Source organism: Peijinzhouia sedimentorum, assembly GCF_049340005.1.
Classification (GTDB): Bacteria; Bacteroidota; Bacteroidia; order Cytophagales; family Cyclobacteriaceae; genus CAXBDP01.
In genome coordinates this window covers 53,848-74,667 of sequence record NZ_JBMPIY010000010.1, presented here as the reverse complement: position 1 = coordinate 74,667, position 20,820 = coordinate 53,848, and the positions used below count along the sequence as shown (strand labels likewise).

16 protein-coding genes and 1 tRNA gene are annotated in these 20,820 nt (G+C 39.1%); 3 read left to right on the top strand and 14 right to left on the bottom strand.

The genetic code is table 11. The features are described from left to right. Positions 1-1,495: 1,495 nt before the first annotated feature. The 5 genes from ACOXY8_RS13205 to ACOXY8_RS13185 all read right to left on the bottom strand — a co-directional run bounded on the left by ACOXY8_RS13205 (position 1,496) and on the right by ACOXY8_RS13185 (position 8,810). The gene (locus tag ACOXY8_RS13205; protein ID WP_458332074.1) at positions 1,496-3,400 is read right to left on the bottom strand and encodes a RecQ family ATP-dependent DNA helicase; all 1,905 of its coding nucleotides are present in this window, start codon (positions 3,398-3,400) and stop codon (positions 1,496-1,498) included. Positions 3,401-4,513: 1,113 nt separating this feature from the next. Next, on the bottom strand, positions 4,514-5,284 hold the full coding sequence (locus tag ACOXY8_RS13200; protein ID WP_458332073.1) for an enoyl-CoA hydratase/isomerase family protein: 771 nt from the start codon (positions 5,282-5,284) through the stop codon (positions 4,514-4,516). A gap of 4 nt (positions 5,285-5,288) precedes the next feature. After that, on the bottom strand, positions 5,289-7,358 hold the full coding sequence (locus ACOXY8_RS13195) for a ComEC/Rec2 family competence protein (protein ID WP_458332072.1): 2,070 nt from the start codon (positions 7,356-7,358) through the stop codon (positions 5,289-5,291). A gap of 43 nt (positions 7,359-7,401) precedes the next feature. Continuing rightward, positions 7,402-7,845: a GNAT family N-acetyltransferase gene (locus tag ACOXY8_RS13190; RefSeq protein WP_458332071.1), complete on the bottom strand. Its 444-nt coding sequence runs from the start codon at positions 7,843-7,845 to the stop codon at positions 7,402-7,404. Next, on the bottom strand, positions 7,845-8,810 hold the full coding sequence (locus tag ACOXY8_RS13185; RefSeq protein WP_458332070.1) for a PhoH family protein: 966 nt from the start codon (positions 8,808-8,810) through the stop codon (positions 7,845-7,847). Before ACOXY8_RS13185 ends, ACOXY8_RS13190 begins: the two co-directional genes overlap by 1 nt. A 92-nt stretch (positions 8,811-8,902) precedes the next feature. Between ACOXY8_RS13185 and ACOXY8_RS13180 the strand changes: the two genes are divergently transcribed. The 3 genes from ACOXY8_RS13180 (at position 8,903) to ACOXY8_RS13170 (ending at position 10,497) form a co-directional block, all read left to right on the top strand. Further along, positions 8,903-9,937: an SAM hydrolase/SAM-dependent halogenase family protein gene (locus ACOXY8_RS13180; protein ID WP_458332069.1), complete on the top strand. Its 1,035-nt coding sequence runs from the start codon at positions 8,903-8,905 to the stop codon at positions 9,935-9,937. 5 nt (positions 9,938-9,942) lie between these two features. Further along, positions 9,943-10,239, top strand: coding sequence for a putative quinol monooxygenase (locus ACOXY8_RS13175; RefSeq protein WP_458332068.1), 297 nt, complete (start codon positions 9,943-9,945; stop codon positions 10,237-10,239). Positions 10,240-10,413: 174 nt separating this feature from the next. Beyond that, positions 10,414-10,497, top strand: a tRNA-Leu gene (locus ACOXY8_RS13170). A gap of 122 nt (positions 10,498-10,619) precedes the next feature. On the opposite strand, the gene ACOXY8_RS13165 is transcribed toward ACOXY8_RS13170, so the two are convergent. The 9 genes from ACOXY8_RS13165 to ACOXY8_RS13125 all read right to left on the bottom strand — a co-directional run bounded on the left by ACOXY8_RS13165 (position 10,620) and on the right by ACOXY8_RS13125 (position 20,629). Then, a complete protein-coding gene (locus ACOXY8_RS13165) occupies positions 10,620-11,138 on the bottom strand; it encodes a hypothetical protein (protein WP_458332067.1) in 519 nt (172 codons plus the stop codon). Beyond that, positions 11,125-11,868 carry an ImmA/IrrE family metallo-endopeptidase gene (locus ACOXY8_RS13160; RefSeq protein ID WP_458332066.1) on the bottom strand — a complete coding sequence of 248 codons (744 nt, stop codon included), beginning with the start codon at positions 11,866-11,868 and terminating at the stop codon, positions 11,125-11,127. Before ACOXY8_RS13160 ends, ACOXY8_RS13165 begins: the two co-directional genes overlap by 14 nt. Further along, on the bottom strand, positions 11,849-12,202 hold the full coding sequence (locus tag ACOXY8_RS13155) for a helix-turn-helix transcriptional regulator (protein ID WP_458332065.1): 354 nt from the start codon (positions 12,200-12,202) through the stop codon (positions 11,849-11,851). Before ACOXY8_RS13155 ends, ACOXY8_RS13160 begins: the two co-directional genes overlap by 20 nt. Before the next feature lie 201 nt (positions 12,203-12,403). Next, positions 12,404-12,565, bottom strand: coding sequence for a hypothetical protein (locus tag ACOXY8_RS13150; RefSeq protein ID WP_458332064.1), 162 nt, complete (start codon positions 12,563-12,565; stop codon positions 12,404-12,406). Positions 12,566-12,926: 361 nt separating this feature from the next. Then, a complete protein-coding gene (locus ACOXY8_RS13145) occupies positions 12,927-13,862 on the bottom strand; it encodes a hypothetical protein (RefSeq protein ID WP_458332063.1) in 936 nt (311 codons plus the stop codon). A 177-nt stretch (positions 13,863-14,039) separates the two neighbouring features. After that, positions 14,040-17,468 carry a DEAD/DEAH box helicase family protein gene (locus tag ACOXY8_RS13140; RefSeq protein ID WP_458332062.1) on the bottom strand — a complete coding sequence of 1,143 codons (3,429 nt, stop codon included), beginning with the start codon at positions 17,466-17,468 and terminating at the stop codon, positions 14,040-14,042. Positions 17,469-17,568: 100 nt separating this feature from the next. After that, positions 17,569-18,729: a restriction endonuclease subunit S gene (locus ACOXY8_RS13135; RefSeq protein ID WP_458332061.1), complete on the bottom strand. Its 1,161-nt coding sequence runs from the start codon at positions 18,727-18,729 to the stop codon at positions 17,569-17,571. Next, positions 18,726-20,309, bottom strand: coding sequence for a type I restriction-modification system subunit M (locus ACOXY8_RS13130; RefSeq protein WP_458332060.1), 1,584 nt, complete (start codon positions 20,307-20,309; stop codon positions 18,726-18,728). The genes ACOXY8_RS13135 and ACOXY8_RS13130 overlap by 4 nt, the downstream gene beginning before the upstream one ends. Continuing rightward, the gene (locus tag ACOXY8_RS13125; protein ID WP_458332059.1) at positions 20,306-20,629 is read right to left on the bottom strand and encodes a hypothetical protein; all 324 of its coding nucleotides are present in this window, start codon (positions 20,627-20,629) and stop codon (positions 20,306-20,308) included. Before ACOXY8_RS13125 ends, ACOXY8_RS13130 begins: the two co-directional genes overlap by 4 nt. Positions 20,630-20,820 lie beyond the last annotated feature (191 nt).

Here is a 20,820-nt window from a genome sequence, read left to right as displayed (position 1 = left end):
AAATTGATTAATCCCTGCTTGCCGTATTTTCGCTCGTTATCGAAAGTCGGATTACAAATCCTTTTTATCAGGAGTTCGACATTGCAAATGTCGAACAGTTGCGGGTCTTTTTTAAAAAATTGGACGTATTTTGGGCATTGATCTTTGGGCGAAATTTTGCGATTTTGGGTCGTTTTTCGCTCAATGATCATCGTATTTTTTGGGCCTGGCAGCACCCTCCATTTTGGGTGGTTTGCTTCGGCTTTGAACTAATTTGCTGAATCCTTTAGGGATAAAAAAATGAACGTGCGTTTTATTCGCAATATGCGTTTATTGCACATTTTTCGTGATATTCGTTTTCTTCGTTTTATGTTACTTTCTGTGCAATATTCGCTTTATGCGTTTTCTGAAACCTTATTGACGAATTAAACACGAATAGGAAAGCAAGGAAACACGAAGGAAACCCTAAGGTAAACACCCACTAAAGTGGGCTAAAATTGAGTGAAAAAAAATTCATATTTTAAATTTATGTATTCAAAATGATAATATTTGACTATTTCCGAAAAAACAACTTACTGCAAAGAGGTGGGTTGATTTGAGCATAATTTGGTTAGAAACTGGGCAAAATGTGCATGGATAATGAGCTGATTAGGCTTTGGAAATTGAAGGAAATTCAGGACTGTTTTGGGTGGTGATTTTGGTGATTTTTTGGGTAGATATTTTTAACTAACGGAGCATAGTAAACGTTTTTGGAGAAAAATGGGTTGACGGAGGACGGTTGAAAAATGTGAATGCCTAAATAACGTTGACCGTTTGGCTCAACAATCATTTATAATTTCCATCGGGCAATTACGAGCCTGAGGTCGATTAAGAGCCTTCTTAACCGAGTCCAAAAAGATAACAAGAAAACTTCCAAACAGCTTTGAAGTTCAATGGATTATAGAAATTCATAAGATGCTCTTTGTATTGAAAAACAATGCGATGCATAATAGCGAACTTGATAGCTAAACTCTTCCTTTCCTTTCTTTTGTCTTGACACAAAAGAAAGGAAAAGTCAAGCCTGCCTGACGGCAGTCAGGGCTGTGGATCTTTTCCCTAAAATATGCTCCATAAATAGGCGATTCAAAGAAAACGCTGCGCTCAAACAGTCTTTGGCTCTAGAAAGCCTATTTATTCCACATATTTCTTAACGGGAAAATCTCCTAGGCCAATTGAGAAGAAAAGAAAAAACAAGGAAGAATGGCTGTTTGTGGGTGGGAGGACAAAAAGGCGAGCCGGCGCTGGCCTTGCGCGGGGAAGCTTCTTTTTGTCTAGACTTTTTTGGTTACTTTTTGTGGCAATGACAAAAAGTAACAAGAAAAATTCCAAACAGCTTTGAAATTCAATGGATTATAGAAATTCATAAGATGCTCTTTGTATTGAAAAGGAATGCGATGCATAATAGCGAACTTGATAGCTAAACTCTTCCTTTCTTTGCTGTTGGGAAACAAAAAGGTGGGTCGGTGTTAAAATAGAATTACCCTTTCAAAGCAATCCGTCCATTCTGATCATATTTCACTAACCCGGCATCTAACCAATGTCGGATTATTTGTAGTACTGCGGTTTGCTCTAAGTCATCAAAATTTGCTGCCAATACGGATGGCAATAAGGGCTCGTTTCTTAGCAAATCATTTAGTTTCCTCTCGATTTGGCTATTATCCGTTTTGTTCTCCTTATTCCTCCCGCGACACAAATCACACTTACCACAGGCTTCCAAGCTTTCCTCACCAAAGTAATTCTGCAAGCGCAAACTTCTACACAAATATTTGTCCTGCGCATAGCTAATCATCGCTTCCACCCGCGCCATTTCTGCTGCTTTTCTGGCCTTCATTTTCACAATATCCAAAGGCATCGACGCCGCATCATGCCTAGGTAGGGTAAATACCAAGCGAGCTTTATCAGATCGCTTTTCGTAATAGATAATTTCCCTTTCTTTGAGCCAGTCCAGCTTTGCGGCGACTTCTTTTAGCGAGATAAAAAGCGCCTTGGCAATCTTCTCTTCCACAATATTCATGTATTGAGAAAAAGCCTCGCCACCATACATTCGTAGCAGAATTTTCACCAGAGAATCGATATGACTATTGGCCACTTGGAACTCATAAAGCTCCTTATTGTTGACCGAAAACATAAAGCGGGAGGGTTGATAAAAGCCATCTGTGAGTAATATATAACCTTCATCTTCGAGCTTCTTGATGGAGTGAAAAACCTTAACTGCCGAGATATTTGCTTTACGAGAAAATTGCTCCAAATCGAAATCCAAAGCGGCCATTTGATGGCTACCAACAGCAATTTGATAATAATTAGCAATACTCTGATACACTTGGCGGATGGTTTTTTCATCAGGCCAAGCCTTTTCCTTCCATTCACGCAATTCCAAAATATCCTTCTCTTGATATAACAGCACGGCAAATGAAGGTTTGCCATCTCTCCCAGCTCTACCTGCTTCCTGATAATATGCTTCCGGGGAATCTGGCATATCCCAATGTACTACGAATCGCACTTCGGCCTTATCAATGCCCATCCCAAAAGCATTAGTACAGGCCATTATGCGGGTTTTGTCGCCAATCCAATCTTCCTGCTTGCGTGATCGTGAGGATGCGTCTAAACCCGCGTGATAATAGTCTGCCGACATCCCTTGACTTTGCAGTAGTTTGGCAACTTCTTGGGTTCCTTTTCTACTTCTGCAATATACTAAACCAGTGCCTTCCAGCTTGCTAATGATTTCCAGTAATTTGGATTGCTTATCCTCCACTTTGCGCACCGCAAAAGTCAGATTATCTCTTGCAAAGCTTTTAACAAATATCTGCGGGGATTTAAGTTCAAGATTTTTAAGAATATCCTCCCGCACTTTGAGGGTGGCGCTTGCCGTAAGCGCGATAAATGGAACATCTGCCTTCAATTCACGGATTTTGGCTATTTCCATATACGAAGGCCGAAAATCGTAGCCCCATTGCGAAATACAATGCGCTTCGTCTATGGCCACTAAATTCACGGGCATTTGCGGGAATCTGGCTTGAAATATTTCAGTTTGTAATCGCTCCGGAGCGAGGTACAGGAATTTCAACTTCCCGGCCATTGCCTCATTTAGGAGAATGTCTATTTCACGAAAATGCAAACCTGAATGGATCGCAGCAGCTGGTATATTACGTTGCTGCAATTGCTCCACTTGGTCTTTCATCAGTGCAATCAACGGTGAGATCACAATTGTAACTCCCTCCATGCACATGCCTGGCACTTGATAGCAAAGCGATTTACCTCCACCCGTTGGCAGTAATGCAAGGACATCTTGACCATCTATTGCTTTAGCAATAATATCCGCCTGCAAAGGTCTGAATTGGTCATAGCCCCAGTATTGCTTCAGTATATCTAGTGGTTTGTGCAAAGTATTTCAAAAATAGCCAGGATGAATTTATTAATTGCAAGGACGAACTTAAATCTACAAGCTGGCGCACGCGTGCCGCGTGTGACTCCATTTTATAACCGTTGATAATCAATTACTTAATGAATATAATTAATAGCAATTTGTATTGAAAGGGAATACAATACTTAATTGAAAACTTGACAGCTAAACTATTCCTTTCCTTTCTTTTGTCTTGACACAAAAGAAACTCGCTGCGCTCAAACAGTCTTTGGCTCTAGAAAGCCTATTTATTCCACATATTTCTTAACGGGAAAATATCCTAGGCCGATTAGGAAGAAGAAAAAGAAAAAAAATAAGAAATGGCTGTTTGTGGGTGGGAGGACAAAAAGGCGGGCCGGCCTGCCGACCGAAGGTGGGTTTACCGACCGAAGGTGGGCGCTGGCCTTGCGCGTGGAAGCTTCTTTTTGTCTAGACTTTTTTGGTTACTTTTTGTGGCAATGACAAAAAGTAACAAGAAAACTTCCAAACAGCTTTGAAGTTCAATGGATTATAGAAATTCATAAGATGCTCTTTGTATTGAAAAACAATGCGATGCATAATAGCGAACTTGATAGCTAAACTCTTCCTTTCCTTTCTTTTGTCTTGACACAAAAGAAACAAAAAGTCAAGGCTGAGGATCTTTTCCCTAAAATATGTTCCATAAATAGGCGACCCAAAGAAACTCGCTGCGCTCAAACAGTCTTTGGCTCTAGAAAGCCTATTTATTACTCATATTTCTTAACGGGAAAATCTCCTAGGCCGATTAGGAAGAAGAAAAAGAAAAAAATAATAAGAAATGGCTGTTTGCGGGTGGGAGGACAAAAAGGCGGGCCGGCCTGCCGACCGAAGGTGGGTTTACCGACCGAAGGTGGGCGTTGGCCTTGTGCGTGGAAGCTTCTTTTTGTCTAGACTTTTTTGGTTACTTTTTGTGGCAATGACAAAAAGTAACAAGAAAAATTCCAAATAGCTTTACAATTCAATGGCTTATCGAAATTCATGTGATGCTCTTTGTATTGAAAAAGGATGCGATGCATAATAGCGAACTTATTAGCTAAGATCAATATTTCGTTATTACAACACCAACCTCCAATTCAACTACCACTCAACCTTCTCCTTATTCAAAAACGCAGCAATTCCTTTTTGGCAATCTTCACTGGCGCGGGCTTTGGCATTCATTTCTGCAGCATATTTTAGGGCATCTTCCAAACCTTTTCCTTGTACTTCGCAGATCATCTTTTTGGTATAAGCCATCGACTGGGCAGAGTTTTGGGTTATCAGCTTTTGCGCAAATTCCTCCACTTTACTTTCCAATTCATCGGCACTCACCACATAATTTATCAGTCCCAAATCCTTAGCTTTTTCAGCTTCGATCAGGTCGCCTGTTAGTAACAATTCACGGGCTTTGCCTTCACCAATTTTGCGGATTAAGAATACTTTCACCAAAGCTGGAATAAAACCAATTCGCACTTCTGTATAGCCAAATTTTGCCTCAGGCACCGAAAAACTAAAATCGCAAACAGTCGCCAAACCACATCCTCCCGCCAATGCATGCCCTTGAATTTGAGCGATTACCACCTTGCTTAGCGTGTAAATCTTCAAGAAAAGTCCTTTCAGATGATTGGAATCTTCGAGGTTTTCTGAGTAGGTAAATTTTTGCAACTTTTGAAGATAAGCCAAATCAGCACCTGCACAAAAAGAAGAACCATTCGACCTCAAAACCACCACTTTCACCGATTCATCTTGCTCGGCTTTTGTAAATGCACCCATCAATTCAGACACCATATCATTGCTGATGGCATTTCGCTTTTCAGGTCTATTTAGAGTGATGTAGGCTATTCGGTTTTTTACTTCGTATTGGGTGATCATAATCTTAGTTTGTTGTAATAGTGAACGCTCCTTGATGCAATATACTATGAAATTGAATTTCTAATGCCTCCGCCTCCCGCATCAATTGATTAGCTCGATACCAAGAGTTGGAACTGTCGATGATTAAATAATCAAAATTAATTGTTGCCACCAAAGGTGCAAGTTTATCAACGGCATCATTTCCCAATACAAGGTAGTTTACTTGCAAACTATCTCCCGATTTTTGGTCTTCATTTTCAATAAAAAGAAATGATTTTCCTTCCCAAATAAGAAATGGATCTTGTTCAACAAAAGAGGACTCATCTGCTTGATTCACCAAATTCCGAATGCGACTTGGTTGCACATGATAGCCGATTTTATCCGCAGGAACATTGGCGGAGCGGGAGGTAAAAACACCTGCCTGATGAACCTCCAAATGCGAAAAACCTGGTATTCGATAAAAGGTAAGTTGCTTCTTTTGATAAGCATTTTGGACGATCATATAGCTGGTCGTCAGAAAAATAAGTGATGCAATAAAAGTCGTGCGCAACCAAAACCGCTCGCCTAAACCATAAGCTAAACAACTCGCTACTACGATGGCATAGAGCAACAGCGCTTGAGATGGACTAATCCAAACACCGACAAATGAGCTAAATGGCAAAGCCTCAATCATAAATACAAACTTATTGATAACGGCAACCAGCCAGTAAAGCACCGTGCCCAGCAAACTTGCCATAAAAGGTAGCCATGAAGTGAGGAAGAAAAATACACCGACGAACAACACCCCAAATGCACCTGGAATCACCACCAAATTGGAGATCAAGAAGAAATTGGGAAATCGATGAAAATACAGCAAACCCAAAGGAAAAGTGGCCAATTGTGCAGCAACGGAAACAGCCGTGAGCTCCCAGCCTTTTTGCATGAGCCATGAGTCGAACACAAGCAATCGAGACAATTTGGGCTGGATAAAAACAATGCCGAACACCGCCAAAAAGGATAGCTGAAAACCAACTGAAAAAAGTAAATATGGGTCGTAGATGAGTAAGACAAATGCCGCTAAAGCCAGGCTATTATAAATATTGCTTTTACGAAAAAAGCTTTGTGTGAGCAATATCATGCTAAACATTGTACTCGCCCGCAATACGGAAGGCGACGCTCCCGCCAAAAGAGCGTACAGCCACAATGCAGAAAGATTTATCAACAGAAACAGAAAGATTCCCTTTTTGCCTCCCCTGGTTTTGAGGAAGGAAAACATACTCGAAAGCACAAGAAAAATAATGCCTACATGCAAACCCGAAACGGCCAAAATATGCATGGCACCCGCTGCTGAAAAAGCCTCTTTTAAATCATGATCTAGTCCATCTTTAATACCAAGTAGAAGCGCCAAAACAATCGACTTCTCCTGTTCACCTGCAATATTCTCGCTCAGCTTAGCTTGATAAAAACTGCGGAGCTTATAGGCTCTTTGCAATAGTGGATTACTGGGATTTTGACCAATTACTTCTAAAGGGTTGCTCCCCACAAAATGCTGATGGAATATTTGCTGATCGGCCAAGTAACTTTGATAATCAAACTCGTTTGGATTCATTGGCGGATCCACCGGTCTTGGAGTATTTGCGAAAAGCAATTCTGTGCCATATTGCAGATTCAGCGTATCCACGGTCGGTTTTGAGAAATAGGTCAACACCCTCCCGCTAGCTTTTTTCCATTGCCCATCGGTAAAAACTCTCTCTACAAATACCTCTGCTCTGTAGGTATTTTCTCTTTCTTCCAACCATCCTTCGACTTTCCCTTGCCAGTATTCAATTTCATGGATATTCAGGATATGATCTGCATTTCTGGACTCATCATGCTGTATGAGCAGGGCATAACCAAAGGAAGCGAAAAAGAGAATTAGCAAAAATCCTGATAGATATTGAGCAAATTTTGAGGCCTTAGTATTCGACCAAAACAATACCAGCCCAAAAAGCAATGCGAAGCCTAAACAAAACCAGTGCGCATGGGCTATTAAGTCGGGATAATGATAGGCAAGTAATATACCTCCCGCTGTTGCTAGTGAAATTCTTAGAAATGGAAATGGGTTCCAGAAAAACATTTTGCAAATCGCTTTAAAAGCAATTTACAAAAATGATAATTCATTACCTATCAGGCCTTTCCATTTGGCGATGCATAATTCCACATTCATCGAAAAGCTCATCTACTTCTTTGAAGCCGAATTTTTCATACAATGGGATGGCAGAAACTTGGGCATTCAGATAGCGTTTTTTGCCTTTGGTGAATGGGCGGGAGGAAATTGAGGCAAGGCATGCTTCGACAAGTCGGGCTCCAACTCCTTTTCCACGAGCTTCTTTCAATACAGCAAATCGCTCCATTTTAATGCCCTTATCCGTCTGTCGCCACCGGCAAGTTCCTAGGGCTTTCCCATCATTGTCTTTGGCAATTAGGTGGATAGATGACTCTTCAAATTCATCGCATTCTTCATCGAATGGCACTTTTTGTTCATCGACAAATACTTTATAGCGGATTGCAAAAGCAGCATCAAGCTCTGCTTTATCCTTGATTTCTGAAATCTTACAGTTCATTATTTTGAATCCTCTTTGCGAGTACCTGCCTCTGCTTTGTCATAAGCATTGATAATGTCCTTCACCAATCTATGGCGCACAACATCTTCGGCGGTAAGGTTTACCATACCAATTCCTTTCACATCTTTCAGAATTCGGATTGCTTCATGCAGACCACTTTTTTGTCTGTTGGGTAAATCTACCTGCGAGGAATCTCCCGTGATTATCACTTTGGAATTAGGTCCCATCCTCGTCAAGAACATTTTGATTTGCATTGGCGTGGTATTTTGTGCTTCGTCTAACAGGATATATGCATCATGCAAAGTACGACCGCGCATGTAAGCCAACGGAGCTATTTCTATCGTTCTTGATTCTTGATAAAACTTCAATTTCTCAGCAGGAATCATATCGTCCAGCGCATCATAGATAGGTCGCAGATATGGATCAATCTTTTCCTTGAGATCGCCTGGCAAAAAGCCCAAATTTTCGCCTGCTTCTACAGCAGGGCGAGTGATGATGATTTTCTTTACTTCCTTGTTCTTGAGCGCACGAACGGCCAAAGCCACAGAAATATAGGTTTTTCCTGTACCGGCAGGCCCCAATGCAAATACCAAATCGTTTCGGCGCGCTGCCATTACCAACTCATATTGGTTGGCAGTACGTGGTTTTATCACATAGCCTTTGGTGCCATATATTAGCACGGCATCTTCTGCTGCTTGCACACTTAGATCTTCACCTTTTTTGATAAAGTTCTTCACGTTATCCTCAGTTACTTTACCGAACTTGTGGTAATGATCTAGCAGGCTATTGAGCAGGCCATTTATTTTGAGAATTTCAGGTGGTGCGCCCTTTATTCGGATTTCATTTCCACGAGATATTATCCTGCTCTCTGGAAATGCATCCGTTAAGGTTTTGATATTCTTGTTTTCTACTCCCAAAAAATCAGGGAGTGAAATGTTCTCGAGTGTAATTACTTTTTCTACCAATCCGATGGACTATTATGATGTATGTTTTAAATAAGGAATTAAAATGCTTATTTTGCTGAAACCCAAAAATAAGGATTAAAAACTATACAAATATGGCATTGATCACTTTTATGTCTGATTTCGGAAATTCCGACCATTATGTTGCTGCTGTGAAGGCTAAAATACTGAGTGTGAACCCCGGGCTGCGAATAATAGACATCAGTCATAATATTGAACACTTCAACATTGCACATGGTGCCTTTGTTCTAAAATCAATATATAATGATTTCCCTAAAGGCACCGTCCATTTGGTAGGTGTAGATTCAGTAAATACCAAGGAAGATGAATTCTTAGCGCTAAAATTAAATGAGCATTATTTTCTGGGTGTAAACAACGGTCTTTTCAGCTTGATAAGCGATAATGAACCTGCTGCCATTATCCGAATCAACCTCCCCGCCAATAAGAAAACGACTTTCCCGGCAAAGGATGTTTTTGCTGCTGCTGCTGCTCGATTGGCTAGCGGCGCGAGTATTTATGATCTGGGTAATCCAACTCAAAATTTCAAACGCATGTTGCCTCGCCAAGTGAAAGCTACTAAAAAACAAATGGTAGGCAATGTGATAAGAGTAGATCATTATGGTAATCTTATCACGAATTTGGAAAAAGAGCTTTTTCTTTCTCTTAGAGGGCAAAATGAATTTTATATCACCTTTGGCAGAGAAAGAGTCCACAAAATATTAGATAGCTATAGCCATGCTGAGCCTGGTGATTGCTTTGTGATTTTCAATGATCTGGGTTTGATGGAAGTGGGCATTAATAATGGAAATGCATCGGAACTCCTTGGGCTTTATTATGATAGCAATATCACGGTCACTTTTATACAAGTGGAAGAAGCTCCTGATTATTTTAGTATAACTTCGGCCACGGAATCGGTGGAGCGGGAGGATGAAAATGCTATTGATTCTGCAAGCGACGATGCTGAGCCTGAAATGGTTCTGAGCCCAAATGATGAGGAAATGGATGAAGAAATGGATCAGGCATTTGAAGAGCAAGAAATGGCCATTAGCTATAGATTTGAAGCTAGTGAATCAGAAGAACCCGAAAGCGAAGAAGAAATAGAAAACGAAAACTTGAACAAAAACGAATAAGATTAATGATCTTAAGGATTGTACGAATGACTTTTCAAGAAGAAGAGGTAAGTGAGTTTCTCCACCTCTTCGATTTGACCAAGCATAAGATTAGACATTTTCCGGGTTGTAGCCATTTGGAATTACTGAAAGACGCACAGCATAACCACATATTGACTACTTACTCCATGTGGGATGACGAATCTGACTTAGAAAATTACAGAAACAGCGATTTATTTCGTGAGGTTTGGACAGAAACCAAAAAGAAATTTAGCGATAAACCGCTGGCATTCTCCATGAAAAGATTTTTAGAAGTAAATTAAGTTAGGATTACGAAAAATACGTTTGTGTATTATTTAATCTTATCCTAATATTGCAAGCCCAAAGCAGAAGGCTCTGGACGAATAGTATGCCCAGGTGGCGGAATTGGTAGACCTACCTGACGGCAGGCAGGCGCGTTGGTCTAATACACCAACCCCAGTTTTTGAATAGTACATGCCCAGGTGGCGGAATTGGTAGACGCGTTGGTCTCAAACACCAATGACAGCAATGTCGTGCCGGTTCGACCCCGGCCCTGGGTACTTAAAAGCAAGAAGGCTCGCAGAAATGTGAGCCTTTTTTGGTTTAGAATGGTTTGGGAAGCAATGCATCTATTTCCATTTACACATTGCCTCAATTCTAGCCGAATACATATTTTTTTCGATTATTTACACTTGTAATCCGAAATTTTACTGACTGGCAATTTACTTCCAGCGGCTTTTACCTTGGATATAAATGAGTTACAATCAGCTTCATTCATTACTCCTTTTTTCAATGCTTCACATAGAAAATCCATTGTAGTTAAATATTCAATGGAATGCATTTTACAGTAACTAGCGATATCCTTTAAGTTGCTACTAGCTAATATATCCTTGGAATATCGAACTACTGCTAGACATGCAGACTCTCCATCACCTTTAAACATCATCTTCTTGATATGAAAATATTCCTTTCTGATCATTTCATTTTCATCAGGAAAAGGCAGTATTTCCAGCAACTTGAATTCGATTAGGTTATCTACCTCTACTTTCTTTTTAGGGAATCTACACAGCTCTGAATAAACTTTATCAAGCACTTTAATTTTGTAGGGAAATATACTCGGGAGCTGAAAGATTGCTCTCCCGTTTATAAAATGAGAAACCACATCAGCATCAATAAGTATAATCTTATCAATCTTCCCCATTCTCTAGTTTTTCTAATTCATTACTATTCATACCTAAATCCAGCAGTAAAGAATAATAATGGCTCTCAGATATTAGCTCTCTATCAAAAAGATCTCTCGCTATACTACCGTAGTCACCTATCACTTCATGATGATTACCATCTTCATAAATCACTGTGGAGTACCCAAATTTGATAGCACTTCTTTTTACATGAATGCTAAATTCATCCCATTTTTTGGAAGATATTATTCCAAGTTCTTTCAGTCTGTACAATAGCGCAGCTCTAGAGCAGGAGAAATACTGCTCAATTTTAATCACTGTCCCTAGACCTATCTTATCTTTACCCAATTCATTATCAGGGATTAATGATTTTATTCCATTCTCTGGTAACAATAGATGGGCGGCAAAAACATCCGCATTGTACTCTTCTTTATCTTTGCGAGAGAATTCTCCTGCCATACACACCATTGATTGGAAGTTATCTTGTATGAACAAGTGATAAAGCTCATGACAGATCGTAAAATGCTGATGCCCTAAAGTTTTATTGCTATTAATTAGTATAAAGCGTTTTACCTCACCTTCTTTATCAATTTTTAAAGCCATCCCTGAAAAGCCTGCACTCAATGGCTTAAAAACTGTTAGTACATCCAGCTTATATAATAAGCTTTTAAGTCTGATGCTATCATTACTCCCGAAGCCAGAACGGTTCCTAAAATCATTTGCCTTTTTTTCAAGAATGAGCTGATTCATTACGTCCGAATTTTTTCATTCCTAAATAATTGAGAACAATTTTCCTGAAATCAGCTATATGATGAAGATCCTCAGGACTGAGGGTTTCAGCTCTAAAAGCAAGTGCAATCTTAACATCAGCTGCTTCATCTGAATCATAAAAATCATATTCATCAATTCCGAAAAGTTTTGCAGCCTTATTCAATAAGGCGCTAGGCATGATTCTTTTGCCTGTCTCAAAATAACTAACTTCCTCGCGATTAATGCCTAAATAACTAGCCAACATATCTTGTGTTAGATTTAGACTTTCCCTATACCTCCTGAGGTTCAATCCTATAATTTGATTTTGATCCATGGGCTGTGTGTTTCAAAGGATTTACAATTGTGTTACAAATCAAGACATTTTAAATCAAACTTCAAATTATGTAACATATTTTCCCTTACCTATGGTTCATGCGGTGACATTTTGAAATAGGCTTGTTGGTATAGAATTTAATTTTTTAAGTAGCCTTGAGCTATTTAATTTCTAGGTATCAATTAGGTATTTAAGTGATATTTAGAGCGTCTTAATAATCCCTCTAAAGCCACCCAAAGCCGCCTCAACATCTTCTAGAATTTCTAGTGCGAGTTCGTCGGGATCTAGGAGGTTATCTAAGTCGGCGAGGCTTTTATCTTTTAGCCAAAAGATATCGAGATTGGTTTTGACTACTTTTTTCATCCCTTCCTACACTCACAAACATCCCACAGAGCGGAAAAATATTTTGCTAATTGGAATGCTACTCTGTAATAATTTCAACCAATCGCTTTTTGGCTTTGGTATACTCATCATATCTGGAAGAGTTAAGTGATTTAGAAGTTCCGTAATCACAATTAAATGATCCTCTAGAATTAAATAGAAAAACTATTTCTTCGCGTTTATCATCAAAGTAAATTTCATATGCCTCAGAGGGATTTAGATAATATTCAATATTATCATGGGGACTTAGGTACTTGAAAAATCTCATAACATGTTCATTTAGTTTATAAATAATCGTTAATATGACTATATATTCTCATAATTCCCAATTATTTTATCTGCCTCACTTCTTCTTAGTCCTATAATAGGTAAGAAATCTATTAAGCCTATCATCTAGTATTTTTTTGCTAAAAAATCGACCTCTAATTTCGTATTCAAAAAATGAATTTGGTTTAAATTTCACTTTCTCACGTATAGGTAGCAATTCGTGATTTTTCACAAATTCATCAAAATCAATTACATTAATTGATTCAATATCAGTAGATTTATAAACTTCTCTCAAATAAATTTCTAAATTACTTTTGCTTGATACCGCTTTCTCCGTAAGTTTTATTGGAGCTGCAAGCTGGGTATTAGCCTTTATCTTCAAAACTGGCCACACATCTTTTTTACCTGAAGAATAATTTACTTTAACTATGTACTTGGTTTTATCGCCAAACTGAATACCGTTATCACTATATCTATCAGCAATCAAAATATCAGTATATATATTTTTCCAAATCTCTTTATGAGGATCCCACTTTTCTGTTTTTGCTTCAATTGTGTATTTTCCCTCAGAAGTAGAAAGGATCAAATTATACTTACCTTTAATTAATATCTCCCTCAAGTCTATTACATTTTGACCAGACAGGTATCGATAAACTATTCCCAAATTTGAAATATGACTTTCAAATCCCTTTAATATAAATGGCTTATCATTAAAATTTTCTAGCTCTAAAAAGGACCCTCTACCAATCTTTAGAAAAACACCATAAATGGCAATAGATCTATCCTTGAGATTCTCAATTATATACTGCGAAATATATGGCTGACTACTCTTATAGTCAGCTGAAACAACAACAGTTCCTCTAAAATTCGCTCCCTTTTTGAGGATATAACTTTCTCTGGTATAGTACATTGCTATAAATGCTACAGCAAAGGCAATCACAGAAACTAAGGTCGTGATTATTCCTATCCAATGTGAGTTAGAGAAGTAATATAGAAACTCAATTATTTTCATAAGCCCGAGTTAAATGAAGTTCCTCCGCATTTTTAAAACAAAGGCTACCTTTTGCATTATTTAACTGCTTTACTTTCCAATACAATAATAATCCCTCTAAAACCATCCAAAGCCATTACCATCTTTCCAATAAGGCATCCATCTATAATTCACAATTATTTGACTTCAACATGTAGTTCACCCAATATCAACATTCCCATTAATCCTATCAAGGATGCTAATGATCTTAGTGACTTGGGCATCATCAAAAAGCCCAAAAGGCCCGCTATCATTCAAATCTTTAAATGGTGATTCAAACAGGGCACGTTTGTCGATTACTCCATTTTGAGTGAGATATCCAATGATCAAATCCACAAATTTGATCTGTTCTGCATTTAAATTTTGAGCTTGGATAAACTCTGCAAAAGCCGATTGAACTGCTTCTCGATCCAAACCAATCAATTCTCTAATAAATAAACCAAGTGACTTTCCCTTACCTTCTTTTTCGAATTCATCTTTAGAGCCTACTTCCTCTGCATTAAAGAAGATTTCTTGGAGTTGCGCCAATTCCGCTTCTGTAATAGGTTGATTGGTTTTAATCTTACTTATAACTAAATGATTCTTATGCTCATTCAAATAACGTTCTACTCTACTTCGGTAAGGCTCTAAAGGGGCTGCTTTCAAAAGGTTTTTCTCGTCCACTTTGGAAAGATCCAAGTAGTCCCGAAAATGTGTTTCAACAATCGGCTGATCTATGGCATCCAAAAACTGCATGACTTCACGAAGCGAATCTCGAACTTCTTCAAGGTTTACCACATTGGCATGCTGTAAGAACCCTCCCAGTACTTTCTTTATCATGGGCATTCTAGCTTCCACTACAGGAATATTTCCCTTTCTTTCAAGCACCATACAAGCAGAATTGATTCTGTTTTCATACCTGCTTGTGATTCTTCCACCTTTCAATGCCAGTTGGTAGTTCAACATCAGGACATCAAATCTTCTGGCAGACACATCATCATTGTCTTCGGACAAAATGAGTGGGATTATATGTGTTGAAATTTCTTGGAGCTTAGATGGCCCCAAATCAGCCCATTGATCTTTTTGCTTGTATTTTACCACAAACTCAAGATGATTTCTAACTACAAACCTATCCTGATTGAGTGAAGCAACTTGGCTATGAAGCAAGCTTATTAATTCCTCTACAAATTCATTCTCTTCTTTACTAGTTGATTGACGTAGAACTTGCACCAAGTCCAGTCTCAATTGAAAAGCTTGCTGGGTCAAAGAAAGTCCAAGGCTTCCTTTGCTTTCTTCTGGATTTTCGTCAAAGAATTCGAAATTTTCACAGTAGTCAAATATCAAAAAGCTGTCTTTATGCTTATCCTGACCAAATAAATTCGGTCTTAATCGAGTCCCTCGGCCAATCATTTGCCAGAACTTCACCACAGACCTCACAGGCTTGAAGAACACCAAATTCACCACCCTTGGCGCATCTACACCTGTATCCATCATGTCTACAGAGATGGCGATTTGCGGCTCCTTCTCCTCCTTGTCCAGAACAAACCGCTCTAAAATATCCTGTGCTTTTTCTGTCTGATTGTCGATGACTCTGCAAAACTTCCCCGAATATTCAGGATAATTCTTATTGAATCGCTCTTCTATATAAACAGCATGTTTATGATTCTTGGCAAAAATGATGGTTTTACCAATTTTGTCACCTCCATCTACTTTGATTCCTGAAGTCATCAAATGATTCAAGACCTGGTCTACTGTATCAGAATTGAATAGCCATTTGTACAACTGGCTTTTGTCTATGCCTGCCTCTGCTTCTTCATTGCTTGGGTCACCAAACTTCTCTTCATATTCCAACTTCTCTTTCTCAGACAAATCGGAATATTTAATACCCTCCCGCATAAATTTCAACGGAACACTAATTGCCCTTGGTGGAACCAAAAAGCCATCCTTTACAGCCTGCTCCAATTCATAAGCAAAGGTTGGGTTATCGTCTTCTATGTCGAAAAGCTCATAGGTATTATGATCCACATCTTTCTTTGGTGTGGCTGTCAAGCCTAAAATATAGGCATCAAAATATTGAAAAATAGCTCGGTACTTTTGATAAACTGAGCGATGAGCCTCATCAATTATAATCAAATCAAAATGTCCTATTCCATAAAATCGGCCATCACCATTTCTAGCTCGATCGATCTGATTCATCATGGTGGGGTAGGTAGAAAAAACCAAACGAGTGGAATCATTTTCTTTTTCCTTTGTCAAATCTATACTCGTAAGATCAGGAAGATGCTCTGTAAAAGCATTTTTAGCTTGAGTTACTAGGGCATTCCTATCTGCCAAAAATAGTATTCGCTTAGCCCAGTTACATTTCACCATCATATCTACAATCGAACCAGAAGTCCGGGTTTTACCACTTCCGGTTGCCATGATTAGCAGACTTTTTCGATGGCGTTGCTTGAGCTTACCATCTTTTATAACCGATAAATTTTCAGCAACTCGCTGTATCGCTTCTGTCTGATATGGCCTACCAGTGATGGCAAGGTTTACTTTGAAATCTCGTAGATCCTTGCGATCTCTTCTTCTCCTAATCGCAAGTTCTAGCTGATCTTTGGTCATGAACCCACTCACCTTCCGATCTGGCGCAAACAGGTCATCCCAAAGGAAAAAGTCGAATCCATTGGTGTAATAAATCAATGGACGTTGCTTGAATTTCTTTTCCAGACAGTCCGCATAGAGCGAAGCTTGGTGCCTACCCTTGCTAGGATTCACAGCAGTCTTTTTTGCCTCCACCACAGCCAATGGCAATCCATTATCACTCCAGAGCACATAATCGACATATCCAGTACCCGAAGGATTGGTAACCAAAGGCATACCGCTTACCTCAAACTCCAATTCATAGCCTGCTCGCAGCTTTGTCCAGCCTGCATCTTTTAGAGCAGAGTCTATATATAATTTCCGAGTGAAGGCCTCGGAAGGTGCTTTGGGTAAAGCATTTGGAATAAGCTCAAATTCTCGAGCCTTTCTTTGCTCTTTTATCTGCTCTTGATGCTTTTCATTACTGATGCGCAACAAGTCATTGGCATCTTCTTTTTCTTCTAAGGCAATTCTCCTTTGCTCATTCTCCAACTCCAGCTTTTCCAGCTTTTCCCTTAAAAGATCAATCTCTTTTTTCGACTTTTTTAATTCATCTCCTGTTGGAATTAATTGATCATTGAAGTCAGGAATTCGTACTTCCTCCTCTCCATAGGCGGCCACCAAAAAAGCAGCAAAGCGGAAAAGACACTGTATCAAGTGAACCGAGTCTTCTGGCTTGACCCGCTGATTGTGGACGGCATTATTACCAATTCTTCTGATTAGATGAAGCTCTCGATACAAATTACCATAGGAATCGAATATTTCTTTGAAATCTGCTTCATGCATCAAACTGGCCAGCTTTTTATCGAAAGGCCATTCTAAGTCAGCATCATTCTCATACATCCAGTTTACACCCAATTCCAGTGCAGCTCTTGCATTAAAGCAAGACTCCACCGGGCTGGTCAAAGCGAAAGCTTCAGCCTTCCTAGCACGGTCTGCTATCTCTGGAAATTCGGTTGATATAAACTGGAAGTTGCTCATTTACCTAAAAATACTACTTTCGTAGGAATCTATCGAAGCCAATAGATTTCCAATTGGTAGCTGTTGTAGATTGTGCTTTTTTTGTTTCCATTTTTTGATTTTATTTCACCAAGTTGCCTTTAAAAGCTTTCTGCAAAAGGTGATTGAAAAGATCCTCAGACCAATTCAAAGATTTGTTTACCTTACCTTTTTGATTTAAAATCGATTGAATTTTTTGTTGATATGAATCCTGTACGGGTTTAGGCGGAATCAGTATTTTAATCTTTTGAAGTTCCTTAGCATTGATGTTAGCCATACCTACTATATTTTTGCACATATTCTCTAGTGTGAGTTTGGACCATTTTGAATTTAGGTGAGACCAAACGTAGAAAGGGTTTGCTTTACTATTCAATCTGACACGTATCAAATAACCGGCTATTGCACGAATTTTATCATCCAAAATTATCCCTGTTTTACCTACTAATTCTTTACTATTAGTTCGATTAAAAAGGAGATCAAACTTTTGAGTTGTATATTTATCCAATTCATTATCCTCAAGGCTAATATATTTTAAATTTGAATAATTCATATCACCATTATACGTGATATTATTCATCCTTAAATACTCCAAATTTCCATTATCTTCCGCTTTGGAACTTGTGCCATATTTGACTTCAGAAACAACATCAGCAATAATTCCAACCTCCCACCCCTTCGGATTCGTCACAGGATCCCCAAACATCTCCAAAAAGATGCTTTGGGCAAGTTGATCGTATTTGGTGAGGAGTTGCTTGGTTTTTTGGCGGTGGGCATCAGCTGCATCCAAGATGGCCGCTATTTTCTTTTGGGTGGATAGTGGCGGGAGATTAAGCTCTAATCTATTTATATGTTCAATCTTGATTCCTTTAACTGTTGCACCAGATGACACTTCTTGAAAATAGGCATTATTTGCTTTTAAGAAATAAAAAAGGAATTTTCTATCTAGCTCTTCTTGAACTTCTATTACCTTTAAATCTTGATTTATAGCCATATCAACAGAAGCAAAAGCTACTTTACCTACAGCCATTCTTGTAGCAATGATAAGGCTTCCTTTAGGTACTACTCTTGTAGCACTATACTTTACACCATCTTCAGAAATTCTATCTGTAGGGAATACTAAATTCCCTTCCCTTAAATCCTTTACGCTAGCCCAAGGAATGTTTCCACTCCAATAGGCATCAACCTCTTTACTAGGGGTACCTCCTCCGAAAAGTTTAATATGATTACCTAACAGGGTCTTCATAACAGCAATTCCTTCAAGGCTCTTAAAGATTGGTTTCTTTCCATGTCCAATTCTTCAATCCTCTTTATAATTTCTTCAGGCTTCTCATACTCCACCTCCTCATAAACAATCTCCTTGTAGCGGTTGATGCTTAGATCATAGTCGTTTTCAGCTATCTCGGCTTTGGGCACTAAAAAGCTTTGTTCCGTACGTGCCCGGTCAGCTTCCTTGTCTCGGTTTTGCCAGCGGTTTTGGATGTCAGGAATATTATTTTTTGCATGTGATTCTTCAGAAGATTTTTTACCATAGGGCACTCGCTCCTCCGCTGCTATCCCCATTCCTAGTGCATTTTCTATTTCTTCTTCTACCGTTTCATTTTTATTGAGTAAAGGAGTTCGTTTATCATCCAAACTAAAGCCATCGGCTTGCATATCGTAAAACCAAACCTGATCAGTACCTCCACTATTGGTTTTGGTAAAAATCAGCACCGCTGTACTTACTCCCGCATAAGGCTTAAATACTCCAGAAGGCATGGAGATAATGGCATCCAGCTTTTGGTTCTCGATTAAGGTTCTGCGTATTTCTTTATGCGCATTAGATGAGCCAAAGAGTACGCCGTCTGGCACAATCACGGCTGCACGTCCGCCCACTTTCAGCATTCGTAAAATCAGAGAAATAAATAGAAGCTCCGTCTTTTTGGTCTTGGCAATGCTAAGCAAGGAGCTTTCCACCACATCATAATCAAGACTTCCCTTAAACGGTGGATTGGCCAAAATCAAGGAATACAAATTGGTTTGATCTTCATTGGATTCACTCAGCGAATCTTTACCAATAAGCTTTGGACTTTCGATGCCATGTAGTTGCAAGTTCATTGCACCGATTCGAAGCATGGTCGCATCAAATTCTATCCCTGCAAACATCTGATTATGGAAGTGCTTTCGGAACTTTGCATCGAGAAACCAGTCTTGATGATTTTCATATAAATACTCGGCAGAAGACACCAAAAAACCTGCTGTACCAGCCGAAGGATCACAAATAATATCCTCCCGCTGTGGCTGCATCATATCTACCATCATTCGGATGATATGCCTTGGCGTGCGGAACTGCCCGTTGGTACCTGCTGTAGAAATCTTCGAAAGCAAATACTCATACAGGTCTCCTTTAGTGTCTCGATCCTGCATATTGATTTTATCAATCATTTGCACCACCTGATCCAGCAAGCGTGGAGTAGGAATCATAAAGGTGGCTCCTTTCATAAATTCCGCAAAAGCACCCGCTTTCTTGTCCATTTGCTTCATGTGTTCGAACACCGTCAAGCCATTGGCATCGGGACGAGTGAAAAGGGCATACATGGTTTCAGGATCCTTGTCTTTGAATCGACTCCAGCGAAAGTTTTGCTGATCTGCTGTAAAAAACTCTAACTGCTTGTCAATACCCATTTGATTGGCCTTCTTCTCTTCGAGCGTTTCCATTTCATCTATCCTTCGGATAAATATGAGGTAAGTAAGCTGCTCGATGACAGTGAGAGGATTAGCCACACCTCCCGTCCAGAAGGAGTTCCAAATTTTATCTACTTGTGATTTTAAGTCTCCTGTTATCATCTAATTTCTTCTATTGTTCCTAAAGCTCGATATAAAAGTAGCTCAAGCTGTTGTTTTTCGAGATTATTTAAACTTATCATTCTTTCCATTTCTACTAAAGTCCATATTTCTTGCTGTGATAATATTTCTGGCAAGGCATTTCTTAATCCATAATCCTTATATTTTTCAATGTATTTTGTAATAGCTTCATCCTCCAAGTAAAGAAACCCAAAACTTAAAAATACTGAAAGTGCATTATGTTCAAAGGTCTCTTTCAACTCTTGATACAATTTATCCATAGCCTCATCTAGATCATCTGCCTCAACGAGCTTTTTGGCCATTTGAGATCTAAGGCCAATTTTCTTATGAATTTTACTCCATACAGATTGCGGTACTTGATGCATGGGTTAAGACTCTTCCAACTTATCCTGGATTTTGATTTGGTTCGGGCGACATTCTTAGGATTTAAAAACCGAATCCAAATTATAAATATAATGTGATAATTCTAAACTGTTTCTGAACTATTGCAAAA